General features: G+C 68.6%; 18 protein-coding genes, 1 tRNA gene and 2 pseudogenes. 8 read left to right on the forward strand and 13 right to left on the reverse strand.

The annotated features are described in order from the left end of the window. From J1C73_RS26005 to J1C73_RS26025, 5 genes and pseudogenes are all read left to right on the forward strand, one after another. A pseudogene (locus tag J1C73_RS26005) lies at nucleotides 1-252 on the forward strand (hypothetical protein); the annotation flags it as partial. Between the two features lie 95 nt (nucleotides 253-347). Next, nucleotides 348-1,805, forward strand: a complete 1,458-nt coding sequence (locus tag J1C73_RS26010) for a phage tail protein (RefSeq protein ID WP_207318529.1) — start codon at nucleotides 348-350, stop codon at nucleotides 1,803-1,805. 81 nt (nucleotides 1,806-1,886) lie between these two features. After that, nucleotides 1,887-2,804, forward strand: a complete 918-nt coding sequence (locus J1C73_RS26015; RefSeq protein ID WP_207318530.1) for a peptidoglycan-binding protein — start codon at nucleotides 1,887-1,889, stop codon at nucleotides 2,802-2,804. A gap of 13 nt (nucleotides 2,805-2,817) precedes the next feature. Continuing rightward, a complete protein-coding gene (locus J1C73_RS26020) occupies nucleotides 2,818-3,069 on the forward strand; it encodes a hypothetical protein (RefSeq protein WP_207318531.1) in 252 nt (83 codons plus the stop codon). After that, nucleotides 3,056-3,316: a hypothetical protein gene (locus J1C73_RS26025; protein ID WP_123461046.1), complete on the forward strand. Its 261-nt coding sequence runs from the start codon at nucleotides 3,056-3,058 to the stop codon at nucleotides 3,314-3,316. The genes J1C73_RS26020 and J1C73_RS26025 overlap by 14 nt, the downstream gene beginning before the upstream one ends. Nucleotides 3,317-3,472: 156 nt before the next feature. On the opposite strand, the gene J1C73_RS26030 is transcribed toward J1C73_RS26025, so the two are convergent. The 10 genes from J1C73_RS26030 to J1C73_RS26075 form a co-directional block, all read right to left on the reverse strand. Continuing rightward, a complete protein-coding gene (locus J1C73_RS26030; protein WP_024493180.1) occupies nucleotides 3,473-7,372 on the reverse strand; it encodes a DNA-directed RNA polymerase subunit beta' in 3,900 nt (1,299 codons plus the stop codon). A gap of 129 nt (nucleotides 7,373-7,501) precedes the next feature. Further along, nucleotides 7,502-10,987, reverse strand: a complete 3,486-nt coding sequence (gene rpoB / locus J1C73_RS26035) for a DNA-directed RNA polymerase subunit beta (protein WP_123461045.1) — start codon at nucleotides 10,985-10,987, stop codon at nucleotides 7,502-7,504. Between the two features lie 597 nt (nucleotides 10,988-11,584). Continuing rightward, a complete protein-coding gene (rplL, locus tag J1C73_RS26040; RefSeq protein ID WP_103517760.1) occupies nucleotides 11,585-11,968 on the reverse strand; it encodes a 50S ribosomal protein L7/L12 in 384 nt (127 codons plus the stop codon). A gap of 83 nt (nucleotides 11,969-12,051) precedes the next feature. Next, a complete protein-coding gene (rplJ, locus tag J1C73_RS26045; RefSeq protein WP_123461043.1) occupies nucleotides 12,052-12,609 on the reverse strand; it encodes a 50S ribosomal protein L10 in 558 nt (185 codons plus the stop codon). A 273-nt stretch (nucleotides 12,610-12,882) separates the two neighbouring features. Beyond that, nucleotides 12,883-13,785: an SCO4651 family lipoprotein gene (locus tag J1C73_RS26050; RefSeq protein ID WP_207318532.1), complete on the reverse strand. Its 903-nt coding sequence runs from the start codon at nucleotides 13,783-13,785 to the stop codon at nucleotides 12,883-12,885. Nucleotides 13,786-13,944: 159 nt separating this feature from the next. Further along, nucleotides 13,945-14,667: a 50S ribosomal protein L1 gene (gene rplA, locus J1C73_RS26055; protein ID WP_123461041.1), complete on the reverse strand. Its 723-nt coding sequence runs from the start codon at nucleotides 14,665-14,667 to the stop codon at nucleotides 13,945-13,947. 80 nt (nucleotides 14,668-14,747) lie between these two features. After that, nucleotides 14,748-15,182: a 50S ribosomal protein L11 gene (gene rplK / locus J1C73_RS26060; RefSeq protein ID WP_024494105.1), complete on the reverse strand. Its 435-nt coding sequence runs from the start codon at nucleotides 15,180-15,182 to the stop codon at nucleotides 14,748-14,750. 189 nt (nucleotides 15,183-15,371) lie between these two features. Then, nucleotides 15,372-16,256: a transcription termination/antitermination protein NusG gene (gene nusG / locus J1C73_RS26065; RefSeq protein ID WP_207318533.1), complete on the reverse strand. Its 885-nt coding sequence runs from the start codon at nucleotides 16,254-16,256 to the stop codon at nucleotides 15,372-15,374. A gap of 73 nt (nucleotides 16,257-16,329) precedes the next feature. After that, nucleotides 16,330-16,617: a preprotein translocase subunit SecE gene (secE, locus tag J1C73_RS26070; protein WP_037687986.1), complete on the reverse strand. Its 288-nt coding sequence runs from the start codon at nucleotides 16,615-16,617 to the stop codon at nucleotides 16,330-16,332. A 106-nt stretch (nucleotides 16,618-16,723) separates the two neighbouring features. Continuing rightward, nucleotides 16,724-16,796, reverse strand: a tRNA-Trp gene (locus tag J1C73_RS26075). A 225-nt stretch (nucleotides 16,797-17,021) separates the two neighbouring features. Here J1C73_RS26075 and J1C73_RS26080 point away from each other — a divergent pair. Next, nucleotides 17,022-18,248, forward strand: coding sequence for a pyridoxal phosphate-dependent aminotransferase (locus J1C73_RS26080; RefSeq protein WP_207318534.1), 1,227 nt, complete (start codon nucleotides 17,022-17,024; stop codon nucleotides 18,246-18,248). A 121-nt stretch (nucleotides 18,249-18,369) separates the two neighbouring features. Continuing rightward, nucleotides 18,370-19,392: an adenosine deaminase gene (locus J1C73_RS26085; protein ID WP_207318535.1), complete on the forward strand. Its 1,023-nt coding sequence runs from the start codon at nucleotides 18,370-18,372 to the stop codon at nucleotides 19,390-19,392. Between the two features lie 26 nt (nucleotides 19,393-19,418). Here J1C73_RS26085 and J1C73_RS26090 read toward each other — a convergent pair. After that, nucleotides 19,419-20,015: pseudogene (locus tag J1C73_RS26090) on the reverse strand (TetR/AcrR family transcriptional regulator); the annotation flags it as partial. Between the two features lie 87 nt (nucleotides 20,016-20,102). On the opposite strand from J1C73_RS26090, the gene J1C73_RS26095 reads away from it, so the two are divergent. Further along, nucleotides 20,103-20,738: an NAD(P)-dependent oxidoreductase gene (locus J1C73_RS26095; RefSeq protein WP_207318537.1), complete on the forward strand. Its 636-nt coding sequence runs from the start codon at nucleotides 20,103-20,105 to the stop codon at nucleotides 20,736-20,738. A 38-nt stretch (nucleotides 20,739-20,776) separates the two neighbouring features. On the opposite strand, the gene J1C73_RS26100 is transcribed toward J1C73_RS26095, so the two are convergent. After that, entirely contained in the window at nucleotides 20,777-21,832 is a 1,056-nt protein-coding gene (locus tag J1C73_RS26100) for a UDP-N-acetylmuramate dehydrogenase (protein WP_207318538.1), read from the reverse strand. Nucleotides 21,833-21,902: 70 nt separating this feature from the next. Further along, a complete protein-coding gene (locus tag J1C73_RS26105) occupies nucleotides 21,903-23,333 on the reverse strand; it encodes a DHA2 family efflux MFS transporter permease subunit (RefSeq protein ID WP_207318539.1) in 1,431 nt (476 codons plus the stop codon). Nucleotides 23,334-23,378 lie beyond the last annotated feature (45 nt).

Raw genomic sequence — 23,378 nt, forward strand, 5'->3', positions numbered from 1 at the left:
CCGGGCCTCGTCCAGCACCCCCGGCTGCACTGCGTGGTCGCCGCGGAGGGCAGCACGGGCGCCGAGGTGCGTCTGCTCGTCGACGGCGTACCGCTGGGACCGGTGGGCGTGCCGGGCGACGGCCTGACCTTCACGGAGCGGCTGCCGGCCACCTTCGGCGCCACCGTCTCCTTCGAGATCCAGGCGAAGGTCGCGGCCACCGGCGACACCCTGCGCTGCCGTCCGCTGGCGCTGTACGGCATCCAGTCCTGACGCGCTCCGGGACCGGCCGCGCGTCACGCGCGGCCCGGTCCCGATCCGTCAGCCGTCGGACGGCCACCCCATCAACCACCGAGGAGGGCACCCGCGTGCTGCCTGAAAACATCCCCACCGTCACCGTCACCGCCCGCTACCTGACCCCCGACGGCCGCCCGATGAGCGGCACCGTCGAATTCCGGCCCCCGGCGCTCCTCACCCACGCCGAGGAGGACCTCTTCCTGGGCGGTCCGATCCGGGCCACGCTCGACGCGGAGGGCAGGATCAGCGTCGTCCTGCCCGCCTCCGACGCCCCCGGCTGGAACCCCGCCGCCTGGACGTACACCGTCACGGAGAAGCTCGCCGGGCTCTCCCGCGGCGGACGCGTCTACCAGATCGCTCTGGCGGCCGCGGTCCCGGCCGTGGACCTCGCCGACATCGCCCCGGCCGATCCGGGCACCCCGCAGTACGTGGCCGTACCGGGGCCGCCGGGACCCGCCGGGGAGCTGGGCCCCGAGGGCCCGGCCGGACCGGCCGGCGCGGTGCACTCCGTCAACGGCCACGCCGAGGCCGACATCGTGCTGGGCGCGGCGGACGTCTCGGCCCTCGCCGCGGCGTCGGCGGGAGCGCCCGGCGGCGTGGCCACCCTCGGCACCGACGGGCTGGTCCCGGCAGCCCAGCTCCCGGCCGGCGGCGGCGCCGTCGCCTCCGTCAACGGCCAGACCGGTGAGGTCCTGCTGACCGCGACCGACCTGGGGGCGCTGACCCAGGCGGCGGGCGACGCCCGCTACCTGGCACTCGGCGGCGCCCCGGTCGCCTCGGTGAACGGCCTCACCGGCGCCGTCACCCTCGCAGCGTCGGACGTGGCCGCGGTACCGGCGGGCGAAGGCGTCCTGCTCGCGGGGGCCCAGGAGATCGCGGGCGCCAAGTCGTTCGTCACCCCGCCCTCCACGAAGGCTGCCCCGGCCACCGCCGACCAGCTGACCCGTCGCGGCTACGTGGACGCGGTCTCGTCGGCCGGTACCTGGACCCCGTCGTCGATGGGCTTCAGCGGCTGGGCGTTCGACCCGGCGGTGAGCTCCGCGAGCACCCCGCAGTACTGCATCAACGGCTGGGTGTACCTCATCGGCGTCCCGCTGCACGCGCCCACGACCGTGAAGAACGTGGTGTTCTACATCCCGGGGTACGTCGGCGGCACGCTCAGCGTGTCCTCGTACGCGGGCCTCTACACCGACACGGGCACCCGGGTCGGGCTGACCGCCAACCTCACCACACTCATCAAGCAGACCGAGGGCACAACCGTCGTCTGCCCGCTGGCGGCCTCGTACAACGCGGCGGCGGGCAACTACTGGATCGGGCTCGTCGTCAACGGCCCCAACCCCAGCAACAGCGGCCCCGCCTTCCTGCGGGCGGCCAGCGTGGGCGAGGCCCCCGGCGGCAGTGCCCGGATGCCCGGCAAGTTCATCCGCCACGGCCGGCTGAGCACCACCGGCCAGACCTCGCTGCCCAACTCCTTCCCCACCGACAAGGTGGTTGCCGACTCCAACTCCATCTGGGCGGCGCTCTCCTGACCACGCCTTCGTGAAGGGGCCCCGCACCGGGTGGTGCGGGGCCCCTTCACGTACCCACCCGAACGAAGGGACCACACGACCATGGCCACTCCCCTGACCGCCGGCCAACTGCTCGCCGCGTTGCACGCCGAAGGCGTCGACGTCGTCGGCTACGAGAGCTGGCGCACCCACAACCGCAACCACAAGGGCGCCTGGGGCCCGCTGAACGGCGTGATGATCCACCACACCGTCAGCAGCGGCACCGACGCCTCCGTGGCGCTCTGCTACAACGGCCACTCCGCACTGCCGGGCCCCCTGTGCCACGGGGTCATCGACAAGGCCGGCACCGTCCACCTGGTCGGCAACGGCCGCGCCAACCACGCAGGCGGCGGCGATCCGGCCGTCCTCCAGCGGGTGATCGCGGAGGACTACGGCGACCGCCCGCCCGCCCCGCACGAGCACGAGGGCAGCGCCGGTTCCGTCGACGGCAACGCCCGCTTCTACGGATTCGAGTGCGTCAACCTCGGCGACGGCGAGGACCCGTGGCCGGCCGCCCAGCTCGAAGCGATCGAACGCGTCTCGGCCGCCATCTGCCGCGCCCACGGCTGGACCGCCCGCAGCGTCATAGGCCACCTGGAATGGTCCGACTGGAAGGTCGATCCGCGCGGCTTCACCATGCCCGCGCTCCGGGACCGGGTCGCCGCCCGGCTGGGCGGCCCGGCCGGTGGCGGGTCCGCTGGCCGGCCGGCCGGCGGGACCTCCGCCCCCCGGTACCAGCCGTTCCCGGGCGCCTCGTTCTTCTCCGGCCGCACCAGCTCGCCCGCGATCACCGCCATGGGGCGCAGGCTCGTCGCCGAGGGCTGCTCGTCGTACACCGTCGGCCCCGGCCCCCGCTGGACCGACGCCGACCGCCGCTCGTACGCCGCCTGGCAGCGCAAGCTCGGCTTCCGGGGCAGCGACGCCGACGGCGTACCGGGCCGCACCTCCTGGAACGCCCTCAAGGTCCCGTACACGAAATGAGGAGCCCGCGACCATGTCCGATGCCGCCCGCCGCACCACCCGCACCCTGGTCCAGACCGCCCTCTCCCTTGCCGTGCTTCTGCCCGCACTCGTCGACGCGTCCGGGCTCGCGGCGACCCTGCCCCGGGTCGCCGGGGCCCTGGCCGTCGCGGGGGCGCTGACCCGGGTGATGGCCGTACCCGGGGTGCAGGCGCTGCTCCCGGCGTGGCTGCGCACCGGGCCGACGGGGGACGACACCACAGGAGCCGCCCATGACCGAGACTGATCCGAACAATCCGGTCGCCGTCGCCCTGGAGCTGGAACGCCTGCGCGGCACGCTGGAGGCAGGCTTCGCCCGCGCCGACGGCCAGCTGGCGCTGCTGGTCCAGCGCAGCGACCAGACCGACAAACAGCTGGCCGACCACGAGTCCCGGCTCGACGCGCTGGAACGTACCCGCTGGCCGCTGGCGAGCATCGGCGTCCTCACCGCTACCGCCGGCCTCGCCGTCGCCCTGTGGGAGACCGTGCGCTGACCCGCGCCCGGATCGGCCTGCGGCAGTCAGGCCTCAGACGACGCGGCAGCCGCTCGCTAGCGCCTGTATTGCGTTGTCACGCGGCGTCACGGGGCTGGGCACGCAGAAGGGCGCCCACCCCGTACCTGACGGGGTGGGCGCCCTTCTCACTCACTTCTACTGGTTGTACGGACCGTAGTCGTAGTCCTCCAGCGGAACGGCCTGGCCGGAGCCCGTGCCGAACGGCGAGTAGTCGATGTCGTCGTAGCCGACGGCCGAGTACATCGCGGCCTTGGCCTCCTCGGTCGGCTCGACCCGGATGTTGCGGTAGCGGGACAGACCCGTACCGGCCGGGATGAGCTTACCGATGATGACGTTCTCCTTGAGGCCGATCAGGGAGTCGGACTTGGCGTTGATCGCCGCGTCCGTCAGGACCCTGGTCGTCTCCTGGAAGGAAGCCGCGGACAGCCACGACTCCGTCGCCAGCGAGGCCTTGGTGATACCCATCAGCTGCGGACGGCCGGAGGCGGGGTGACCGCCCTCGGTGACCACACGACGGTTCTCGGTCTCGAACTTCGAACGCTCGACGAGCTCGCCCGGCAGCAGTTCCGCGTCGCCGGACTCGATGATCGTCACACGGCGCAGCATCTGCCGGATGATGATCTCGATGTGCTTGTCGTGGATCGACACACCCTGCGAGTTGTAGACCTTCTGGACTTCGCCGACCAGGTGGACCTGGACCGCGCGCTGACCGAGGATCCGCAGCACGTCGTGCGGGTTGGTGGCACCCACGGTGAGCTTCTGGCCCACCTCGACGCGGTCGCCCTCGCCCACCAGCAGACGGGCGCGCTTGGAGATCGGGAAGGGGATCTCCTCGCTTCCGTCGTCCGGCGTGACGACGAGCTTCTTGGTCTTCTCGGTCTCCTCGATCCGGACCCGGCCCGCGGACTCCGAGATCGGGGCGACACCCTTGGGCGTACGGGCTTCGAAGAGCTCGACGACTCGGGGCAGACCCTGGGTGATGTCGTCACCGGCCACACCACCGGTGTGGAAGGTACGCATCGTCAGCTGGGTACCGGGCTCACCGATGGACTGGGCGGCGATGATGCCGACCGCCTCACCGATGTCGACCAGCTTGCCGGTGGCGAGCGAGCGTCCGTAGCAGAAGGCACAGGTGCCGACCGCGGACTCACAGGTCAGGACCGAGCGGGTCTTGACCTCCTCGACGCCGGCGCCCACCAGGGCGTCGATCAGGACGTCACCGAGGTCGACGTTGGCAGGCGCGATGACCTTGCCGTCGATGACGACGTCCTCGGCGAGCATGCGGGCGTAGACCGAGGTCTCGACGTCCTCCGTCTTGCGGAGCACGCCGTCGGCGCCCTTGACGGCGATCTTCAGCTTGAGGCCGCGGTCGGTGCCGCAGTCCTCCTCGCGAATGATCACGTCCTGCGAGACGTCCACCAGACGACGGGTCAGGTAACCCGAGTCGGCGGTACGCAGGGCGGTGTCCGCCAGACCCTTACGGGCACCGTGCGTGGAGATGAAGTACTCCAGAACGGTGAGGCCCTCACGGAAGGACGCCTTGATGGGACGGGGAATCGTCTCGTTCTTGGCGTTGGACACCAGACCACGCATACCGGCGATCTGACGCATCTGCATCATGTTTCCTCGGGCACCCGAGTCAACCATCATGAAGATGGGGTTCGTCTTGGGGAAGTTCGCGTTCATCGCCTCGGCAACCTCGTTGGTCGCCTTGGTCCAGATCGCGATGAGCTCCTGCGTGCGCTCGTCCTTGGTGATCAGACCGCGCTCGTACTGCTTCTGGACCTTCTCGTCCTGGTCCTCGTAGCCCTTGACGATGGCCTTCTTGGCCTCGGGCACGACGATGTCCGCCACGGAGACGGTGACGCCGGAACGGGTGGCCCAGTGGAAGCCCGCCGCCTTCAGGTTGTCGAGCGTCGCCGCCACGATGACCTTGGGGTAGCGCTCGGCGAGGTCGTTGACGATCTCGGAGAGCTGCTTCTTGCCGACCGAGTAGTCGACGAACGGGTAGTCCTCGGGCAGCAGCTCGTTGAAGAGCGCGCGGCCCAGGCTCGTCCGCAGCCGGAAGGTGTCACCCGGCTGGTACTCGGGCTCGCCCTCCTCGGCGACCGGCGGCACCCAGCCACGCGGCGGGATGGTGCCCACCGGGAAGCGGATGTCGACGGACGACTGGAGCGCCAGCTCACCGGAGTCGAACGCCATGATCGCCTCGGCCGTGGAGCCGAACGCGCGGCCCTCGCCCTTGGTGTCACGGAGTTCACCGTCGGTGGTCAGGAAGAACAGACCCAGCACCATGTCCTGGGTCGGCATGGTGACGGGACGGCCGTCGGCCGGCTTCAGGATGTTGTTCGAGGACAGCATCAGGATGCGGGCCTCGGCCTGCGCCTCCGCGGAGAGCGGCAGGTGCACGGCCATCTGGTCACCGTCGAAGTCCGCGTTGAACGCGGTGCAGACGAGCGGGTGGATCTGGATGGCCTTGCCCTCGACCAGCTGCGGCTCGAAGGCCTGGATGCCGAGGCGGTGCAGGGTCGGTGCACGGTTCAGCAGCACCGGGTGCTCGGCGATGACCTCTTCGAGGACGTCGTACACCACGGTGCGGCCGCGCTCGACCATGCGCTTGGCCGACTTGATGTTCTGCGCGTGGTTCAGGTCCACCAGGCGCTTCATCACGAACGGCTTGAAGAGCTCCAGCGCCATGGCCTTCGGCAGACCGCACTGGTGCAGCTTGAGCTGCGGGCCGACGACGATCACGGAACGCGCGGAGTAGTCCACGCGCTTGCCGAGGAGGTTCTGACGGAATCGGCCCTGCTTGCCCTTCAGCATGTCGCTGAGGGACTTGAGCGGGCGGTTACCGGGACCGGTGACCGGGCGACCGCGGCGGCCGTTGTCGAACAGCGCGTCGACGGCCTCCTGCAGCATCCGCTTCTCGTTGTTCACGATGATCTCGGGGGCACCGAGGTCAAGGAGACGCTTGAGGCGGTTGTTGCGGTTGATCACACGGCGGTACAGGTCGTTCAGGTCGGAGGTCGCGAAGCGGCCACCGTCCAGCTGCACCATCGGACGCAGGTCCGGCGGGATGACCGGCACGCAGTCGAGCACCATGCCCTTGGGCTTGTTGCTGGTCTGCAGGAACGCGGAGACGACCTTGAGGCGCTTGAGCGCACGGGTCTTCTTCTGGCCCTTGCCGGTACGGATGATCTCGCGGAGGCGCTCGGCCTCCTCGTCGAGGTCGAAGGACTCCAGGCGCTTCTGCAGAGCAGCGGCACCCATGCAGCCGTCGAAGTACGTGCCGAAGCGGTCACGCAGCTCGCGGTAGAGCAGCTCGTCGCCCTCGAGGTCCTGGACCTTGAGGTTCTTGAAGCGGCTCCACACCTCGTCGAGACGGTCGATCTCGCGCTGCGCACGGTCGCGCAGCTGCTTCATCTCGCGCTCGGCACCTTCGCGCACCTTGCGGCGCACATCGGCCTTGGCGCCCTCGGCCTCCAGCTCGCCGAGGTCGGTCTCGAGCTTCTTGGCACGGTTCTCGAGGTCCGAGTCGCGACGGTTCTCGACCTGCTGGCGCTCGACGGAGACGTGCGCCTCCAGCGACGGGAGGTCGCGGGTACGGCGCTCCTCGTCGACAAACGTGATCATGTACGCGGCGAAGTAGATGACCTTTTCGAGGTCCTTCGGCGCGAGGTCCAGCAGGTAGCCCAGTCGGGACGGGACGCCCTTGAAGTACCAGATGTGGGTGACGGGAGCGGCAAGCTCGATGTGGCCCATGCGCTCACGGCGCACCTTGGCGCGAGTTACCTCGACGCCACAGCGCTCACAGATGATGCCCTTGAAGCGGACACGCTTGTACTTGCCGCAGTAGCACTCCCAGTCCCGGGTCGGACCGAAGATCTTCTCGCAGAAGAGTCCGTCCTTTTCGGGCTTGAGCGTGCGGTAGTTGATGGTCTCCGGCTTCTTCACTTCGCCGTGGGACCAGGTCCGGATGTCGTCCGCGGTGGCAAGGCCGATCCGCAGCTCGTCGAAGAAGTTGACGTCGAGCACTTGTCGTCAATCCCTCTTTCGGGGGTTCGAGCCCCCTCGCATCACGCGAGAAATCGGGGCACTTCAGCAATGGTCTGAACGGGTCCGGGGAGAGCCGGCCGGATCACAGGGATCCGGCCGGCCAACCCGTCAGACCTCTTCGACGCTGCTCGGCTCGCGCCGGGACAGGTCGATTCCGAGCTCCTCCGCCGCGCGGAAGACGTCCTCGTCCGTGTCGCGCATCTCGATGGACATGCCGTCCGAGGACAGCACCTCCACGTTGAGGCAGAGCGACTGCATTTCCTTGATGAGCACCTTGAAGGACTCGGGAATGCCGGGCTCGGGGATGTTCTCGCCCTTGACGATGGCCTCGTAGACCTTCACGCGGCCGGTCACGTCGTCGGACTTGATCGTCAGCAGCTCCTGGAGGGCGTACGCGGCGCCATAAGCTTCAAGGGCCCACACCTCCATTTCACCGAAGCGCTGTCCACCGAACTGAGCCTTACCACCCAGCGGCTGCTGGGTGATCATGGAGTACGGACCCGTCGAACGAGCGTGGAGCTTGTCGTCGACGAGGTGGTGGAGCTTGAGGATGTACATGAAGCCGACCGAGACCGGCTCGGGGAACGGCTCGCCGGAGCGGCCGTCGAACAGGTTGGCCTTGCCCGAGGGCTGGACCAGCCGGTCGCCGTCGCGGTTCGGGATCGTGGCCTGGAAGAGGCCGGTGATCTCGTCCTCACGGGCACCGTCGAAGACCGGGGTCGCGACGTTGGTGCCGGGGGCGACCTGGTCGGCGCCGATGGTCTGCAGGCGCTTGGCCCACTCGTCACCGAGGCCGGAGACGTCCCAGCCGCGGCTGGCGAGCCAGCCGAGGTGGATCTCCAGGACCTGTCCCGGGTTCATTCGGGACGGGACACCCAGCGGGTTGAGGATGATGTCGACCGGGGTGCCGTCCTCCAGGAACGGCATGTCCTCGATCGGCAGGATCTTCGAGATGACGCCCTTGTTGCCGTGACGGCCGGCGAGCTTGTCACCATCGGTGATCTTGCGCTTCTGCGCGACGTAGACGCGCACCAGCTGGTTCACGCCCGGCGGCAGCTCGTCGCCCTCTTCGCGGTCGAAGACGCGGACGCCGATGACCTTGCCGATCTCACCGTGCGGCACCTTCAGCGAGGTGTCGCGCACTTCGCGCGCCTTCTCACCGAAGATCGCGCGGAGCAGGCGCTCCTCGGGGGTCAGCTCGGTCTCGCCCTTGGGCGTGACCTTGCCGACGAGGATGTCACCGGCGACGACCTCGGCACCGATCCGGATGATGCCGCGCTCGTCGAGGTCGGCGAGGACCTCTTCGGAGACGTTCGGGATGTCCCGGGTGATCTCCTCCGGGCCGAGCTTGGTGTCACGGGCGTCGACCTCGTGCTCCTCGATGTGGATCGAGGAGAGGACGTCGTCCTGCACGAGGCGCTGCGACAGGATGATCGCGTCCTCGTAGTTGTGACCCTCCCACGGCATGAACGCCACGAGCAGGTTCTTGCCCAGGGCCATCTCACCGTTCTCGGTGGCCGGACCGTCGGCGAGCACCTGGCCCTCGATGACCCGGTCGCCCTCGGAGACGACGACCTTCTGGTTGACCGAGGTGCCCTGGTTGGAGCGCATGAACTTCGCGATGCGGTACGTGGTGTACGTGCCGTCGTCGTTGGTCACGGTGATGTAGTCCGCGGAGACCTCCTGGACCACACCGTCCTTCTCGGCCTTCAGCACGTCACCGGCGTCGGTGGCGCAGCGGTACTCCATGCCGGTGCCGACGAGCGGGGCCTCCGACTTGATCAGCGGCACCGCCTGACGCATCATGTTCGCGCCCATGAGGGCACGGTTGGCGTCGTCGTGCTCCAGGAACGGGATCATCGCGGTGGCGACGGACACCATCTGGCGCGGCGAGACGTCCATGTAGTCGACTTCGGTGCCGGGCACGTAGTCGACCTCTCCGCCACGACGGCGGACCAGGACGCGGGGCTCGGTGAAGCGCAGCTCGTCGGAGAGCGTCGCGTTCGCCTGGGCGATGACGTAACGGTCTTCCTCGTCGGCCGTGACGTAGTCGACCTCGTCGGTGACCTGGCCGTCGACGACCTTGCGGTACGGCGTCTCGATGAAACCGAACGCGTTGACGCGTCCGTACGAGGCGAGCGAACCGATCAGACCGATGTTCGGGCCTTCAGGGGTCTCGATCGGGCACATGCGTCCGTAGTGGGACGGGTGCACGTCACGGACCTCGAAGCCGGCCCGCTCACGGGAGAGACCACCCGGGCCAAGAGCCGACAGGCGGCGCTTGTGGGTGAGACCCGACAGCGGGTTGTTCTGGTCCATGAACTGCGACAGCTGGCTGGTGCCGAAGAACTCCTTGATGGAGGCGACGACCGGCCGGATGTTGATCAGGGTCTGCGGCGTGATGGCCTCGACGTCCTGAGTCGTCATGCGCTCACGCACGACGCGCTCCATCCGCGCCAGGCCCGTGCGGACCTGGTTCTGGATGAGCTCGCCGACGTTGCGCAGACGACGGTTGCCGAAGTGGTCGATGTCGTCGGTCTCGACGACGATCGAACGGCCGGACTCGCCGACGGTCTCGGTCTCCCCGGCGTGCAGCTTCACCAGGTACTTGATGGTCGCGATGATGTCGTCGCTGGTGAGAACACCGGCGTCGAGCGGCTCATCCGCGCCGAGCTTCTTGTTCACCTTGTAGCGGCCGACCTTCGCGAGGTCGTAGCGCTTCGGGTTGAAGTAGAGGTTCTCGAGCAGCGTCTGAGCAGCCTCGCGGGTGGGCGGCTCGCCCGGGCGCAGCTTGCGGTAGATGTCGAGCAGCGCGTCGTCCTGGCCCTGGGTGTGGTCCTTCTCCAGGGTGGCGCGCATCGACTCGTACTCGCCGAACTCCTCCAGGATCTGCTCGGTGGTCCAGCCGAGAGCCTTCAGGAGGACGGTGACGGACTGCTTGCGCTTGCGGTCGATGCGGACACCGACCATGTCGCGCTTGTCGATCTCCATCTCCAGCCAGGCACCCCGGGAAGGGATGATCTTGGCGGAGAAGATGTCCTTGTCGGACGTCTTGTCGATCGAGGAGTCGAAGTAGACACCCGGCGAGCGGACCAGCTGCGACACAACGACACGCTCGGTGCCGTTGATGACGAAGGTGCCCTTGTTGGTCATGAGCGGGAAATCGCCCATGAAGACCGTCTGGGACTTGATCTCGCCGGTCTCGTTGTTGGTGAACTCGGCCGTCACGAAGAGCGGGGCGGCGAACGTGAAGTCGCGCTCCTTGCACTCGTCGATCGAGTTCTTCGGGGGCTCGAAGCGGTGGTCGCGGAACGTAAGCGACATCGACCCGGAGAAGTCCTCGATCGGTGAAATCTCCTCGAAGATCTCCTCCAGGCCGGACTTGGTGGGGACGTCTTGTCCACTGTCCAGAGCAGCCTCGACGCGAGCCTTCCAGGCGGCGTTGCCGAGGAGCCAGTCAAAGCTCTCGGTCTGCAGCGCGAGGAGGTTCGGAACCTCGAGGGGCTCCTTGATTTTTGCAAAAGAGATGCGCAGCGGGGCGGTGCTGGCGCCGTTGTTCGTATTCGCGGTCGAGGCGTTGCGCGAGGCGGCCAAGAGGGGGTCCTTCCGAGGGCTCGGACTCACTACGCGCGTACCGGTCCCAAACTGGACACATGGATAGATGTCCCTCTTCAGAGATGATCAATCCACGGTGCACAAGATGAGTATGCCCCTGGTGACGGGCAGGAGGCAGCTAACAGGCAGCGCAAAGGGTCAGTGTAGCCAAGCGGCACACTGATGTCCAGTCGGGGTTCTCAGAGACCCACGTTGCTCTCAACAGCTTGTTCTCAACACCTATGTCTAGCCCTGCATGAGCTGCGCTCTTCTTTACTGCCCTCTTCGTCATCGATCCATGCCTCGGATCCGGATCGATGTGACGACGCGCCTTGAGAATTGCGCGCCTCGTGCGGTTCGTCAAGGCCCCCCAGCCGGGCCAGGCCCCGGAGACCCGCATACGCCGCCCCTCTTCGCCGTTCGCGCTCCCCTTCGAGAGGCGCACGGCGAAGATCACCATACTCGTCAGCGCGGGAAGAGCAAGGCACCCTCATGGGTACGCCGAAAGGCGATCACCCGTACGGGTGATCGCCTTTCGCGATGTGACGTCCGTGCCTCGCGGCACGGGGGTCCAGACGAGTCAGAAGACTCGCAGGGTCACTTGACCTCGACGGAGGCGCCGGCGCCCTTGAGGGACTCGGCAGCCTTCTCGGCGGCCTCCTTGGCGACCTTCTCGAGGACGGGCTTCGGGGCGCCGTCGACGAGGTCCTTGGCCTCCTTGAGACCCAGCGAGGTCAGCTCACGCACGACCTTGATGACCTGGATCTTCTTCTCGCCGGCACCCGTGAGGATGACGTCGAACTCGTCCTGCTCGGCCTCGGCCTCGGCGGCGGGGCCACCGGCGGCGGGACCGGCGACGGCGACGGCCGCGGCGGCGGTGACGTCGAACTTCTCCTCGAAGGCCTTAACGAACTCGGAGAGCTCGATGAGGGTGAGCTCCTCGAACTGGGCGAGCAGGTCTTCCTGGCTGAGCTTCGCCATGATGGCGTCCTTCCACTATTCGGCAGGTGCCGGATGTATATGTCGGCGGGCGTACGTGGAGCCCGCTGGACCGCTGAGCGAAATTACTCGGCGGCCTCGGCGGGAGCCGGAGTACCGGCACCGCCCTGCTCTTCCCTCTTGGCGCGAAGCGCTTCCGCGGTGCGGACGAACTTCGACGGCAGAGCCTGGAAGAGCTGCGCAGCCTGAGTCTGCTTGCCCTTCATGGCACCGGCCAGCTTGGCGAGCAGAACCTCGCGGGACTCGAGGTCCGCGAGCTTCTTGAACTCATCGGCGGACAGCGCCTTACCGTCAAGGACACCGCCCTTGATGATGAGGTTGGGGTTGTCCTTGGCGAAGTCACGAAGACCCTTCGCCGACTCCACCGGGTCACCGGTGACGAAGGCAACCGCCGTCGGACCTGCGAACAGGTCGTCGAGCGTGTCGATCCCGGCCTCGTTGGCCGCAATCTTGGTCAGCGTGTTCTTCACCACGGCGTACTGGGCGTTCTCACCGAGCGAACGGCGCAGCTGCTTGAGCTGTGCCACGGTGAGACCCCGGTACTCGGTCAGCACGGCGGCGTTCGAGCTGCGGAACTGGTCCGCGAGCTCGGCTACCGCGGCAGCCTTGTCGGGCCTTGCCATGAGCTTGGCCTCCTTCCGGGTGATGAGGACCGCTCAGAAGGGGCCGGAAAAGACGAAACGCCCCAGCACAAGTGCCAGGGCGTAGCTCAACCGCACGAAGTCCGGGAGCTTTCCACAGTCACCTGCGCAGGTCGTCCGTGCTCAACGGATCCTTCGGTTGCTGTCCCCCTTGCGGGAGTGCAGCAACGACCAGCGGTCTTTGGCTTCTGCAGAAGAGTACGCGACCGGGGTCGCGCCGAGCAAATCCGTCCCACTCCGGGTACTGCGGGAGGTTCAGGACGCGCCGCCGGACGCTCCCTGCTGCTGCTTCAGGAGCTCGGAGAAGTCGACGCTGTCGGAGGCCGGCGGCCGCTCGACCGACACCTTGGTGCCGTAGTCGCTGTAGAACACGGTGGAGTTGAGCTCGCCGGTCTTCATCCGGCCGCGCTCGGTCTTCTTCACCAGCAGGTCGTTCTTGTCGACCCAGATGTCGACCTTCTCCGTGGTGATCCCGGCGTCGCTGAGCTGCTTCTTGAACGCGGCGAGCTGATCGGCGTCCAGCTCGGAGTTCTTGGCGGTCAGCTCGGCGACGTCGACCGTGCCGGAGTAGTGCGTGGTGGCGACACCCCGGACGTCCTCCTGGCCCGTCCTCTTCACGTCCCCGGAGGCCAGCAGCGCCTTCACCCCCTGGTCGGGGGTGGTGTTCTGCATCTGGTCCTTCATCAGCTCGCCCGAGGCGCCGGAGAGCTTGGCGAGGTCCTCGTAGCTGTAGTTGATCCAGTGCTTGCCACCGGCCTGCTGGGCGAAGGCATCGCCCATGTTGGCCGCGTAGCCGTCCTTGAAGTAGCGCGCCTGCATCGTGCCGTCGCTGCCGGACTGCTTCAGGGTGTCCGCCATGGTGCCGCCGGTGTACTTGATCTCCAGGGCGCCGCTGATGCCGTCGGACCAGTCGATGGCCCCGGACTGCTTCATGGACATCTGGGTGCCCATCGTGGTGGTGCCCTCGACCTTCGCCGAGTTCGCCCCGCCGGTCTTCTTCTGGACCGCGAGCAGTGCGGCGATCGGTTCGGCCTTCGTCGCCGCCGCGCCGCCGCGGCTCTCGCTCTTGCTGTCCGATCCGCCGCAGGCCGCGACCGACGTCAGCGCCGCTGCCACTGCCACGGACAGACCCACGCGCCGTACGGTACTTGTCCTCATATCCGCTCCCACCCCTGTGTCCGGCTCTCGGTGACCTCACGCTAACTCACGGCTCCGACAGCCACCGGTATGTACGTACGAGGACGGGCCCCGCACCTCGAAAGGTTGCGGGGCCCGTCAATGTCACACGTGACGCGGCGTTCGTACGAGCACTCAGGCTCAGACGGAGGCCGGGTCCTCCTCGACGAGGAGGTTACGGGTGCGGTTGGAGTCCAGCGGGATGCCGGGGCCCATCGTGGTGGCCAGGGTGGCCTTCTTGATGTAGCGGCCCTTGGCGGCGGACGGCTTCAGACGGAGGATCTCGTCCAGCGCCGCTGCGTAGTTCTCCACCAGCTTGGTCTCGTCGAACGAGGTCTTGCCGATGATGAAGTGCAGGTTCGAGTGCTTGTCGACGCGGAACTCGATCTTGCCGCCCTTGATGTCGTTGACAGCCTTCACGACATCGGGGGTGACGGTGCCGGTCTTCGGGTTCGGCATCAGACCACGCGGACCGAGCACGCGGCCCAGGCGGCCGACCTTGCCCATGAGGTCCGGGGTCGCGACGACGGCGTCGAAGTCCAGACGGCCCTTCGCCACCTCGTCGATGAGCTCGTCGGCGCCGACGATGTCGGCGCCCGCGGCTTCCGCGGCCGCAGCACGGTCACCGGTCGCGAAGACCAGGACCCGGGCGGTCTTGCCGGTGCCGTGCGGGAGGTTCACGGTGCCACGGACCATCTGGTCGGCCTTGCGAGGGTCAACACCCAGCGCAAACGCGACCTCGACGGTGCTGTCGAACTTCGTGGAGGCGGTGTCCTTGGCGATACGGACGGCCTCGAGCGGGGCGTAGTTGCGCGCCCGGTCGATCTTGGCGTCCGCAGCGCGGAGGTTCTTGCTGCGCTTCACTTCTACTCCTGTGGTTTCAGAGTGTGGAGTCGTGGTGCGGACCAGCGCTTGGTCCTACCACTGAGGGCGGTGGGGCTGAATCAGCCTTCGACCGTGATGCCCATGGAACGGGCGGTGCCGGCGATGATCTTCGACGCTGCGTCGAGGTCATTGGCGTTCAGGTCGGGGAGCTTCGTCGTGGCGATCTCGCGGACCTGGGCGGCCGTCAGCTTGGCAACCTTGGTCTTGTGCGGCTCGCCGGAGCCCTTGTCCACACCCGCGGCCTTGAGGATCAGCTTGGCGGCCGGCGGAGTCTTGGTGATGAAGGTGAAGGAGCGGTCGTCGTAGACCGTGATCTCCACCGGCACGACCATGCCACGCTGCGACTCGGTCGCGGCGTTGTAGGCCTTGCAGAACTCCATGATGTTGACGCCGTGCTGACCCAGTGCGGGGCCGACCGGCGGGGCCGGGTTGGCCGCACCGGCGTTGATCTGGAGCTTGATAAGCCCCGTGACCTTCTTCTTCTTGGGAGGCATGTGCTCTCTCCGGGTCCTAGTGAGAGTTTTCGCCGTCATCCGGTCATCCGGATGACGGCATACCGCACAACGATAACGGGTATAGCTGCGCGACCAAAAACCAAGCAGGTCAGACGGGCTTTGACAGCCGGTCTGACCTGCTTGGTAGGCATGTGTCCAGAAGCTGGCGGGCGCCTGCTACGGCAGTCGCTAGTTCTTCTGGATCTGGTCGAAGCTGAGCTCGACCGGCGTCTCGCGGCCGAAGATCTCGACGAGACCCTTGACCTTCTTCGAGTCGGCGTTGATCTCGTTGATCGTCGCCTGCAGCGTCGCGAACGGGCCGTCGGTGACGGTGACGGAGTCGCCCACCTCGAAGTCCAGCACCTGGACCTCGACCTTGCGGGACGGAGCCGGCTTGCCCTCGGCCTCCGCGGCCTCACGGGCGGCCTTCTCCTCGGCCTCCGGCGCGAGCATCTTGACGATCTCGTCCAGGGTCAGCGGGTACGGGTCGTAGGCGTTGCCCACGAAGCCGGTGACACCGGGAGTGTTGCGGACGACGCCCCAGGACTCGTTCGTCAGGTCCATGCGCACCAGGACGTAACCCGGGAGCTTGTTCTGACGGACGTTCTTGCGCTCGCCGTTCTTGATCTGGACGATTTCCTCCTCAGGCACCTCGGCCTGATAGATGAACTCCTCCACGTTCAGCGAGACGGCGCGCTGCTCCAGGTTGGCCTTCACACGCTTCTCGTAACCGGCGTACGTGTGGATGACGTACCACTCGCCCGGCAGGGTGCGCAGTTCCTCGCGCAGGGCCGTGACGGTGTCGACGGGGGCGGCCGGCTCGGCCTCTTCCTCGTCGGCCTCGTCGTCGGCTTCCTCGGCGTCGGCTTCCTCGGCGTCGGCCGCTGCGGCCTCGTCGGTGGTCTCGGCGTGCACTGCGGCCTGCTCGGCGGGCGCGCCCGCGGCGGCGTCGGCAGCTTCAGCCTGGTCCGGCTCCACAGCGTCCGCCGCCTCGACGATGTCGAGCTCGTCCTCGGCGGACTCGAAGGCGCCCGCCGTCGGCTCGACGGCGTCGTTCAGGTTCGGGTCAGACACGGTGGCTGCTTCTTCCTGGATACAAATGGGTGGAACATGCGAAAGGGGCGCCCATGAGGCGCCCTCCGCGGGATCAGCCGAAGACGTACTTGATGACCCGCTGGAATCCGAAGTCAATCACGGTAACGAGACCGATCATGACGACCACGAACACAATCACCACTGAGGTGTATGTCGTGAGCTGGTTGCGAGTCGGCCAGACAACCTTGCGGAGTTCGGCGATGATCTGGCGGTAGAAGAGCGCGAGACGGCCCAGAGGGCCCTTCTTGCCGCGCTTACCGCCCTTCCGGGTCTTCTTCTTCGACTCGGGGACTTCATCCTCGGCATCAGGCATGTCGATGGAGCCCACGGCGTCCGTCACGCTTCTCACCTGATTCCGGGTCATGGCCGTGCCGCGCCCGGTGGAGCCGCACGGCGATGCATTGAAGTACGTACATGCGCACACATCCTGGCGAAGGAGTGTGTAGCAGGGCCGGAGGGACTTGAACCCCCAACCGCTGGTTTTGGAGACCAGTGCTCTACCAATTGAGCTACGACCCTTTGTGGTTTCCACCAACCTACCGCATGTTCTCGGATGCCCCGAGTGCAGGAACGGTGCGGCTGGTGAAGGCCAACGACAGGTGAGTGTACGTGCTCAGCGGCCCGGCGTCGAACAGATAGCTCCCGACCGGTCCTGTCCGATTGTTGTCCGCATGCTGTCCGAGTGCTGTCCGGTCCCTGAAACCCCTGTGCCGACGCGGAATACGGTCTGGGAACATGGGGGGCATGAGCGCTGCTACTCCTCCCTCCGAGCGCCGGGTCTCCGCCCGCATCGGTGCAATCTCCGAGTCCGCCACCCTCGCCGTCGACGCCAAGGCCAAGGCCCTCAAGGCCGCCGGCCGTCCGGTGATCGGCTTCGGTGCCGGCGAGCCCGACTTCCCGACCCCCGGCTACATCGTCGACGCCGCGGTCGAGGCCTGCCGCAACCCGAAGTACCACCGCTACACCCCGGCCGGCGGGCTCCCCGAGCTCAAGGCCGCCATCGCGGAGAAGACGCTGCGCGACTCCGGCTACGAGATCGACGCCTCCCAGATCCTGGTGACCAACGGCGGCAAGCAGGCCATCTACGAGGCCTTCGCGACGATCCTCGACCCGGGCGACGAGGTCATCGTCCCGGCTCCGTACTGGACCACCTACCCCGAGTCGATCCGCCTCGCGGGCGGTGTCCCGGTGGAGGTCGTCGCCGACGAGACCACCGGCTACCGGGTCTCCGTGGAGCAGCTGGAGGCGGCCCGTACCGAGCGTACGAAGGTCGTCCTGTTCGTCTCCCCGTCGAACCCGACCGGTGCGGTCTACAGCGAGGCCGACGCCGAGGCGATCGGCCGCTGGGCCGTCGAGCACGGCCTGTGGGTGCTGACCGACGAGATCTACGAGCACCTGGTCTACGGCGACGCGAAGTTCACCTCGCTGCCGGCGATCGTGCCCGAGCTGCGCGACAAGTGCATTGTGGTCAACGGTGTCGCCAAGACGTACGCGATGACCGGGTGGCGCGTGGGGTGGATCGTCGGCCCCAAGGACGTGGTGAAGGCCGCGACCAACCTGCAGTCGCACGCCACGTCCAACGTCTCCAACGTCGCCCAGGTCGCCGCGCTGGCCGCCGTCTCCGGGAACCTGGACGCGGTCGCCGAGATGCGCACCGCCTTCGACCGGCGCCGGCAGACCATCGTGCGGATGCTCAACGAGATCGACGACGTGCTGTGCCCGGAGCCCGAGGGCGCGTTCTACGCGTACCCCTCGGTGAAGGCGCTGCTCGGCAAGGAGATCCGCGGCAAGCGCCCGGCCACCTCGGCGGAGCTGGCCGCGCTGATCCTGGACGAGGCCGAGGTCGCGGTCGTGCCGGGCGAGGCCTTCGGTACGCCGGGCTACCTGCGTCTCTCCTACGCGCTGGGCGACGACGACCTCGTCGAGGGCGTCTCGCGGCTCCAGAAGCTGCTGGGCGAGGCCAAGGCCTGATCACCTGACGCATCCAGCGGGCGACCCTCGGCCACGGCCGGGGGTCGCTTTCCTGTTCGGGGGGCAACTCGATGGGGAATCCGGCTACCGCGACACCCCGTCCGTGCGGCAGGATCTTGGAATGGAGCGTGATGTACGGCTGTTGCCCAAGGCCCACCTGCACTTGCATTTCACCGGGTCGATGCGGCCCACGACGCTGCTCGAACTCGCCGACAAGTACGGCGTGCGGCTGCCGGAGGCACTGACCGGCGGCGAGCCTCCCCGGCTGCGCGCGACGGACGAGCGGGGCTGGTTCCGTTTCCAGCGGCTCTACGACATCGCCAGATCCTGTCTGCGCTCGCCCGAGGACATCCAGCGGCTGGTGCGCGAGGCCGCCCAGGAGGACGTCGCGGACGGCTCCGGCTGGCTGGAGATCCAGGTCGACCCCACCTCGTACGCGCCCCTGCTCGGCGGGCTCATCCCGGCGATCGAGATCATCCTGGACGCGGTGGACAGCGCCTCGCGCGCGACCGGGCTGCCGATCCGGGTGGTCATCGCGGCGAACCGGATGAAGCACCCGCTGGACGCCAGGACCCTGGCCCGGCTCGCGGTGCGCTACGCCGACCGGGGCGTCGTCGGATTCGGGCTCTCCAACGACGAGCGGCGCGGCATGGCCCGCGACTTCGACCGGGCCTTCGCCATCGCCAGGGAGGGCGGCCTGCTGGCGGCCCCGCACGGCGGTGAGCTGTCGGGCCCCTCCAGCGTCCGCGACTGCCTGGACGATCTGGAGGCGTCCCGGGTCGGGCACGGGGTGCGGGCCGCCGAGGACCCGCGGCTGCTGCGCAAGCTGGCGGAGCGCGGGGTGACCTGCGAGGTGTGCCCCGCGTCCAACGTGGCGCTCGGCGTCTACGAGAAGCCGTCGGACGTACCGCTGCGCACCTTGTTCGAGGCCGGGGTGCCGATGGCGCTCGGCGCGGACGACCCGCTGCTCTTCGGCTCCCGGCTGGCCGCGCAGTACGACCTGGTGCGGCGCCATCACGCGTTCACCGACGAGGAGCTGGCGGAGCTGGCACGTCAGTCGGTACGCGGTTCGGCCGCGCCGGACGCGGTGCGGGCGGAGCTGCTGGCGGGCGTGGACGGCTGGCTGGCGAAGCCGGTGGGCTGACCGGCCGCCGGCCCGGGCTGCTCGCCGATCCCCCGCAGCAGCGCGCGGGCCACCGACGCGGCGAACTCGTCGAGGGACTGCGGCGGCCGCCCGTCCTCCGTGGCCGCGTAGGCGAAGGCCCGCTGTGCGCAGGCCCCCAGCAGCAGGGACGCGGCCGCGTAGGTGTCGGCGTCGGTCCGCACCCGGCCCGCGGACTGCTCGGCGCGCAGATAGGCGTCCAGCCCGCGGATCGGCACATGGGGGCCGGTACCCAGCTCCCGCATCGCCGCGTTGTGACGGTTCCTGAGCCTCGGCTCGGCGTACAGGGACGCCGCGATCGGGAAGCTCTGCTCGTAGAAGAGGGCGGCCTCGCGGGCGATCTCGGTGAGGTTCTGCTCGACCGTCCGCTCCCCCTCTCCCGGGTCGGCGATCAGCCGCTTCAGGATTCCGTCGACCTTGGGCAGCCGTTCCTTCAGGACCGCCACGAAGAGCTCCTCCTTGCTCGGGAAGTGCTTGTAGAGCGCGGCCTCCGAGCAGCCGGCGGCCTTGGCGATCTCCTTGGTGGTGGCGCGGGCCAGGCCGATGGTGAGCATCAGCCGGTGAGCGGCGTCGATGATGCGGGCGCGGGCCGGCTTCTGATCCATGTGCACTCCAACGAAGCTTGACGGGTGGGTAAGTGTTCACTCACTGTAGAGGTGAGTGAACACTTACCCACCCGAGGAGGGTGCGCAATGAGACTCACTGTGTTCGGTGCGACAGGCGGTATCGGACAGGAGATCGTCCGCCAGGCGGTGGCGGCGGGGCACCAGGTGACGGCGGTGGTGCGTGACCCCGCGCGGCTGCCGGTCCCGCTCTCCGACGTGACGGTCCACACGGTGGCCCGGATCGATGACCCGGAGGCACTGCGCGAGGCTGTCGCGGGCCGCGACGCGGTGCTCTCGGGCCTGGGCTCACGGGGCCGGAAGGCCGGCGGGATCGCCGAGCGGCTGACCCGCGCCGTGCTCGCGGCGATGGAGGCCGAGGGAACGCGACGGCTGCTCGTGGTGAGCGCGGCCCCGGTCGCGCCGGAGCCCGCGGACGACCCGCTGCTCGACCGGATGATGCTCTCGGCGATCGGCATGATCCTCAAGGAGGTCTACGCGGACCTCACCGCGATGGAGGCGGCGCTCGCGGCCTCCGCGACGGACTGGACGTCCGTCCGGCCCCCGAAGCTCACCAACGGCCCGATGACGGGGACGTACCGGACGGTCCACGGCAGCAACCCGCGCAGCGGCCGGTCCATCTCCCGGGCCGACGTGGCGCACGCGATGCTGGCGCTGATCGACGACCCCGCGGCGGTGAAACAGGGCGTGGGTGTGGCGTACTGACCGGCCGGCCCGCGCGGGGCCCTGCGGCCCGGGCGCTGCTACAGGGCCACGCCGACGGTCACCGGTTCGTTGACGAGCGTGACGCCGAAGACCTCGTGGACCCCGGCGACGACCTCGCGGGCCAGGGCCAGCAGGTCGTCGGTGCTCGCGGCGCCCCGGTTGGTGAGGGCGAGCGTGTGCTTGGTGGAGATGCGGGCCGGGCCGGTCCCGTATCCCTTGGTGAATCCGGCCCGGTCGATGAGCCAGGCCGCCGACGTCTTGGTGCGTCCCTCGCCCGCGGGGAAGGCGGGGGGCGACACCTCGGGTCCGAGCCGGTCCGCCACTCGGGCGAGGAACGCCTCGAACTGCTCCCGGTCCAGGATCGGGTTGGTGAAGAACGAACCGGCCGACCAGGTGTCGTAATCCTCGGGGTCGAGCACCATGCCCTTGCCGGCCCGGAGCCGGAGCACGGTTTCGCGGGCGGCGGCGGCGGGAACGCGCTCCCCCTCCGCGACGCCCATCGCGCGGGCCGTTTCGGGGTACTTCAGGGGCGCGGACAGGCCGCCCGCCTCCTCCAGCCCGAAGCGGACCCGCAGCACCACGAAGCGGTCGGGTTCGGCCTTGAAGCGGCTGTGCCGGTACGAGAAGTCGCACTCGGCGTTCGGGATCGTGACCGTCTCACGGCTGTGCCGGTCGTAGGCGACGACCTCCCTGATGGTGGACGACACCTCCTGCCCGTACGCCCCGACGTTCTGGATCGGCGTCGCACCGGCGGAGCCGGGGATTCCGGCCAGGCATTCGAGCCCGGCGAGACCGGCCTCCACACTGCGGGCGACGGCGTCCGTCCAGACCTCCCCGGCGGCCAGTTCGAGCGTCGCACCGTCCAGCACGAAACCCTTGGTGGCGATGCGCAGGGCGGTGCCGTCGAAGCCCTTGTCGCCGATGACCAGATTGCTGCCGCCGCCGATGACCAGGAGCGGGGTGCCGCTGTCATCGGCCGCGCGGACTGCGTCGACCACTTCGGCGTCGGTCGTCGCGGTGAGGAGGCGGGTGGCGGGGCCGCCGAGCCGGAAGGTGGTCAGGGGGGCGAGGGGCGCGTCGTGGAGTTCCTGCACGGGGACAAGAGTACGGTCCGCTACCCCGCCGTCGGGGCGGGGCCGCGGACCGTATCGGCGTGACAACCCCTCAGGCGGATACGGGGACCCGCGCCTCGGCCTGCTCCGCCTCCTGCGCCAGGGTGCTGCGGCGGCCCGGGATCATCAGGGCGACGAGCGCGGCGAGGGCCACCACCGCGGCGCCGATCCAGACCGCGAGGACGGTCCCGTCCGTGAAGGTCTGCGGGGAGTCGTAACCGCCCTGCGAGGAGAAGGCCGTGGCGAGCACGGCGACCCCGAGGGCTCCGCCGACCTCACGCAGCGCGTTGTTGGCACCGGAGGCGATGCCCTGTTCGCCGGGGCGGACGCTGGACATCACCAGGCTGGCGGCGGGTGCGAAGTACAGGGCCATTCCGACGCCGCCGACCATCAGACCGGGCAGTTGCGAGGCGTAGGAGGCGTCGGGTGCGAGGGCCAGGGCGAACAGGCCGAGGCCGGCGGCCTGGAGGGCGAGTCCGGTCACGACCACCGGGCGGCCGCCGAACCGGTCGGCGAGCAACCCGGCGACGGGCGCCACCAGCATCGGCATTCCGGTCCAGGGCAGCATCCGCAGACCGGCCTCGGTGGGCGAGTAGCCCAGCACCCCCTGGAAGTACTGGCTGAGCAGGAAGATCGAACCGAACATGCCGAAGAACATCAGCAGGCTGGCCGTGTTGATCCCGAAGAACGCCCGGTTGCGGAAGAGCCGCATCGGCAGCATCGGGTTCTTGGCGCGGAATCCGTGGTGGATGAAACCGCCGAGGAGAACGCCACCGGCGATGAGGGCGCTCAGGACGGTGGGGTCGGTCCAGCCGTCGGAGTTGGCGTTCACCAGGCCGTAGACGATCCCGAAGAGCCCGCCGCTGACCAGGAGGGTGCCGGGGATGTCGAGCCGGGAGTCCGGGGCGTGCGACTCCGCCAGGCGCAGCCGGGCGAGGGGCAGCAGGACCAGGCCGATCGGAACGTTCAGCCAGAAGATCCACTGCCAGGAGAGGTGTTCGGTGAGGGTGCCGCCGACCAGCGGCCCACAGGCCACCGCCAGCCCGGTCACGGCGCTGAAGAGGCCCAGCGCGGCGCCGCGGCGGGCGGGCGGCACGGCGGCCGTGAGCAGGGTGAGCGTCAGCGGCATCATGATCGCCGCGCCCACGCCCTGGATCGCGCGGAAGGCGATCAGTTCGTTGATTCCGGGCGAGAGGGCGGCTGCGGCGGAGGCGCCGGTGAAGATGCTGAGCCCGACGACGAAGAGCCGGCGCCGGCCGAACCGGTCACCGAGCGAGGCGCCGAGCATCAGCAGGACGGCGAAGGTGAGGGTGTACGCGTTCACCGTCCATTCGAGCTCCGGCAGCTCGCCGCCGAGGCTTTCGCGGATGGACGGCAGGGCGGTGGTGACGACGAGGTTGTCGAGGGCCGCCATGAAGCTGGCGACGCTGGTGATGACAAGGGCCCAGACCGCTCCCGAGCGGCCTTTCGTGTGCTGGGTCACTGCTTCTCCTGTGAGTTAGTCATTGATTACTAACTTTTTTGGGCA

Source organism: Streptomyces laculatispora (assembly GCF_017353455.1).
Lineage (GTDB): Bacteria > Actinomycetota > Actinomycetes > Streptomycetales > Streptomycetaceae > Streptomyces > Streptomyces laculatispora.

Bases quoted from the DNA above. Each gene is read 5' to 3' on its own strand.
- J1C73_RS26015 (WP_207318530.1), top strand. From the start codon at position 1,887: ATGGCCACTCCCCTGACCGCCGGCCAACTGCTCGCCGCGTTGCACGCC.
- J1C73_RS26020 (WP_207318531.1), top strand. From the start codon at position 2,818: ATGTCCGATGCCGCCCGCCGCACCACCCGCACCCTGGTCCAGACCGCC.
- J1C73_RS26025 (WP_123461046.1), top strand. From the start codon at position 3,056: ATGACCGAGACTGATCCGAACAATCCGGTCGCCGTCGCCCTGGAGCTG.
- rplL (WP_103517760.1), bottom strand. From the start codon at position 11,968: ATGGCGAAGCTCAGCCAGGAAGACCTGCTCGCCCAGTTCGAGGAGCTC.
- rplJ (WP_123461043.1), bottom strand. From the start codon at position 12,609: ATGGCAAGGCCCGACAAGGCTGCCGCGGTAGCCGAGCTCGCGGACCAG.
- J1C73_RS26050 (WP_207318532.1), bottom strand. From the start codon at position 13,785: ATGAGGACAAGTACCGTACGGCGCGTGGGTCTGTCCGTGGCAGTGGCA.
- rplK (WP_024494105.1), bottom strand. From the start codon at position 15,182: ATGCCTCCCAAGAAGAAGAAGGTCACGGGGCTTATCAAGCTCCAGATC.
- J1C73_RS26080 (WP_207318534.1), top strand. From the start codon at position 17,022: ATGAGCGCTGCTACTCCTCCCTCCGAGCGCCGGGTCTCCGCCCGCATC.
- J1C73_RS26085 (WP_207318535.1), top strand. From the start codon at position 18,370: ATGGAGCGTGATGTACGGCTGTTGCCCAAGGCCCACCTGCACTTGCAT.
- J1C73_RS26095 (WP_207318537.1), top strand. From the start codon at position 20,103: ATGAGACTCACTGTGTTCGGTGCGACAGGCGGTATCGGACAGGAGATC.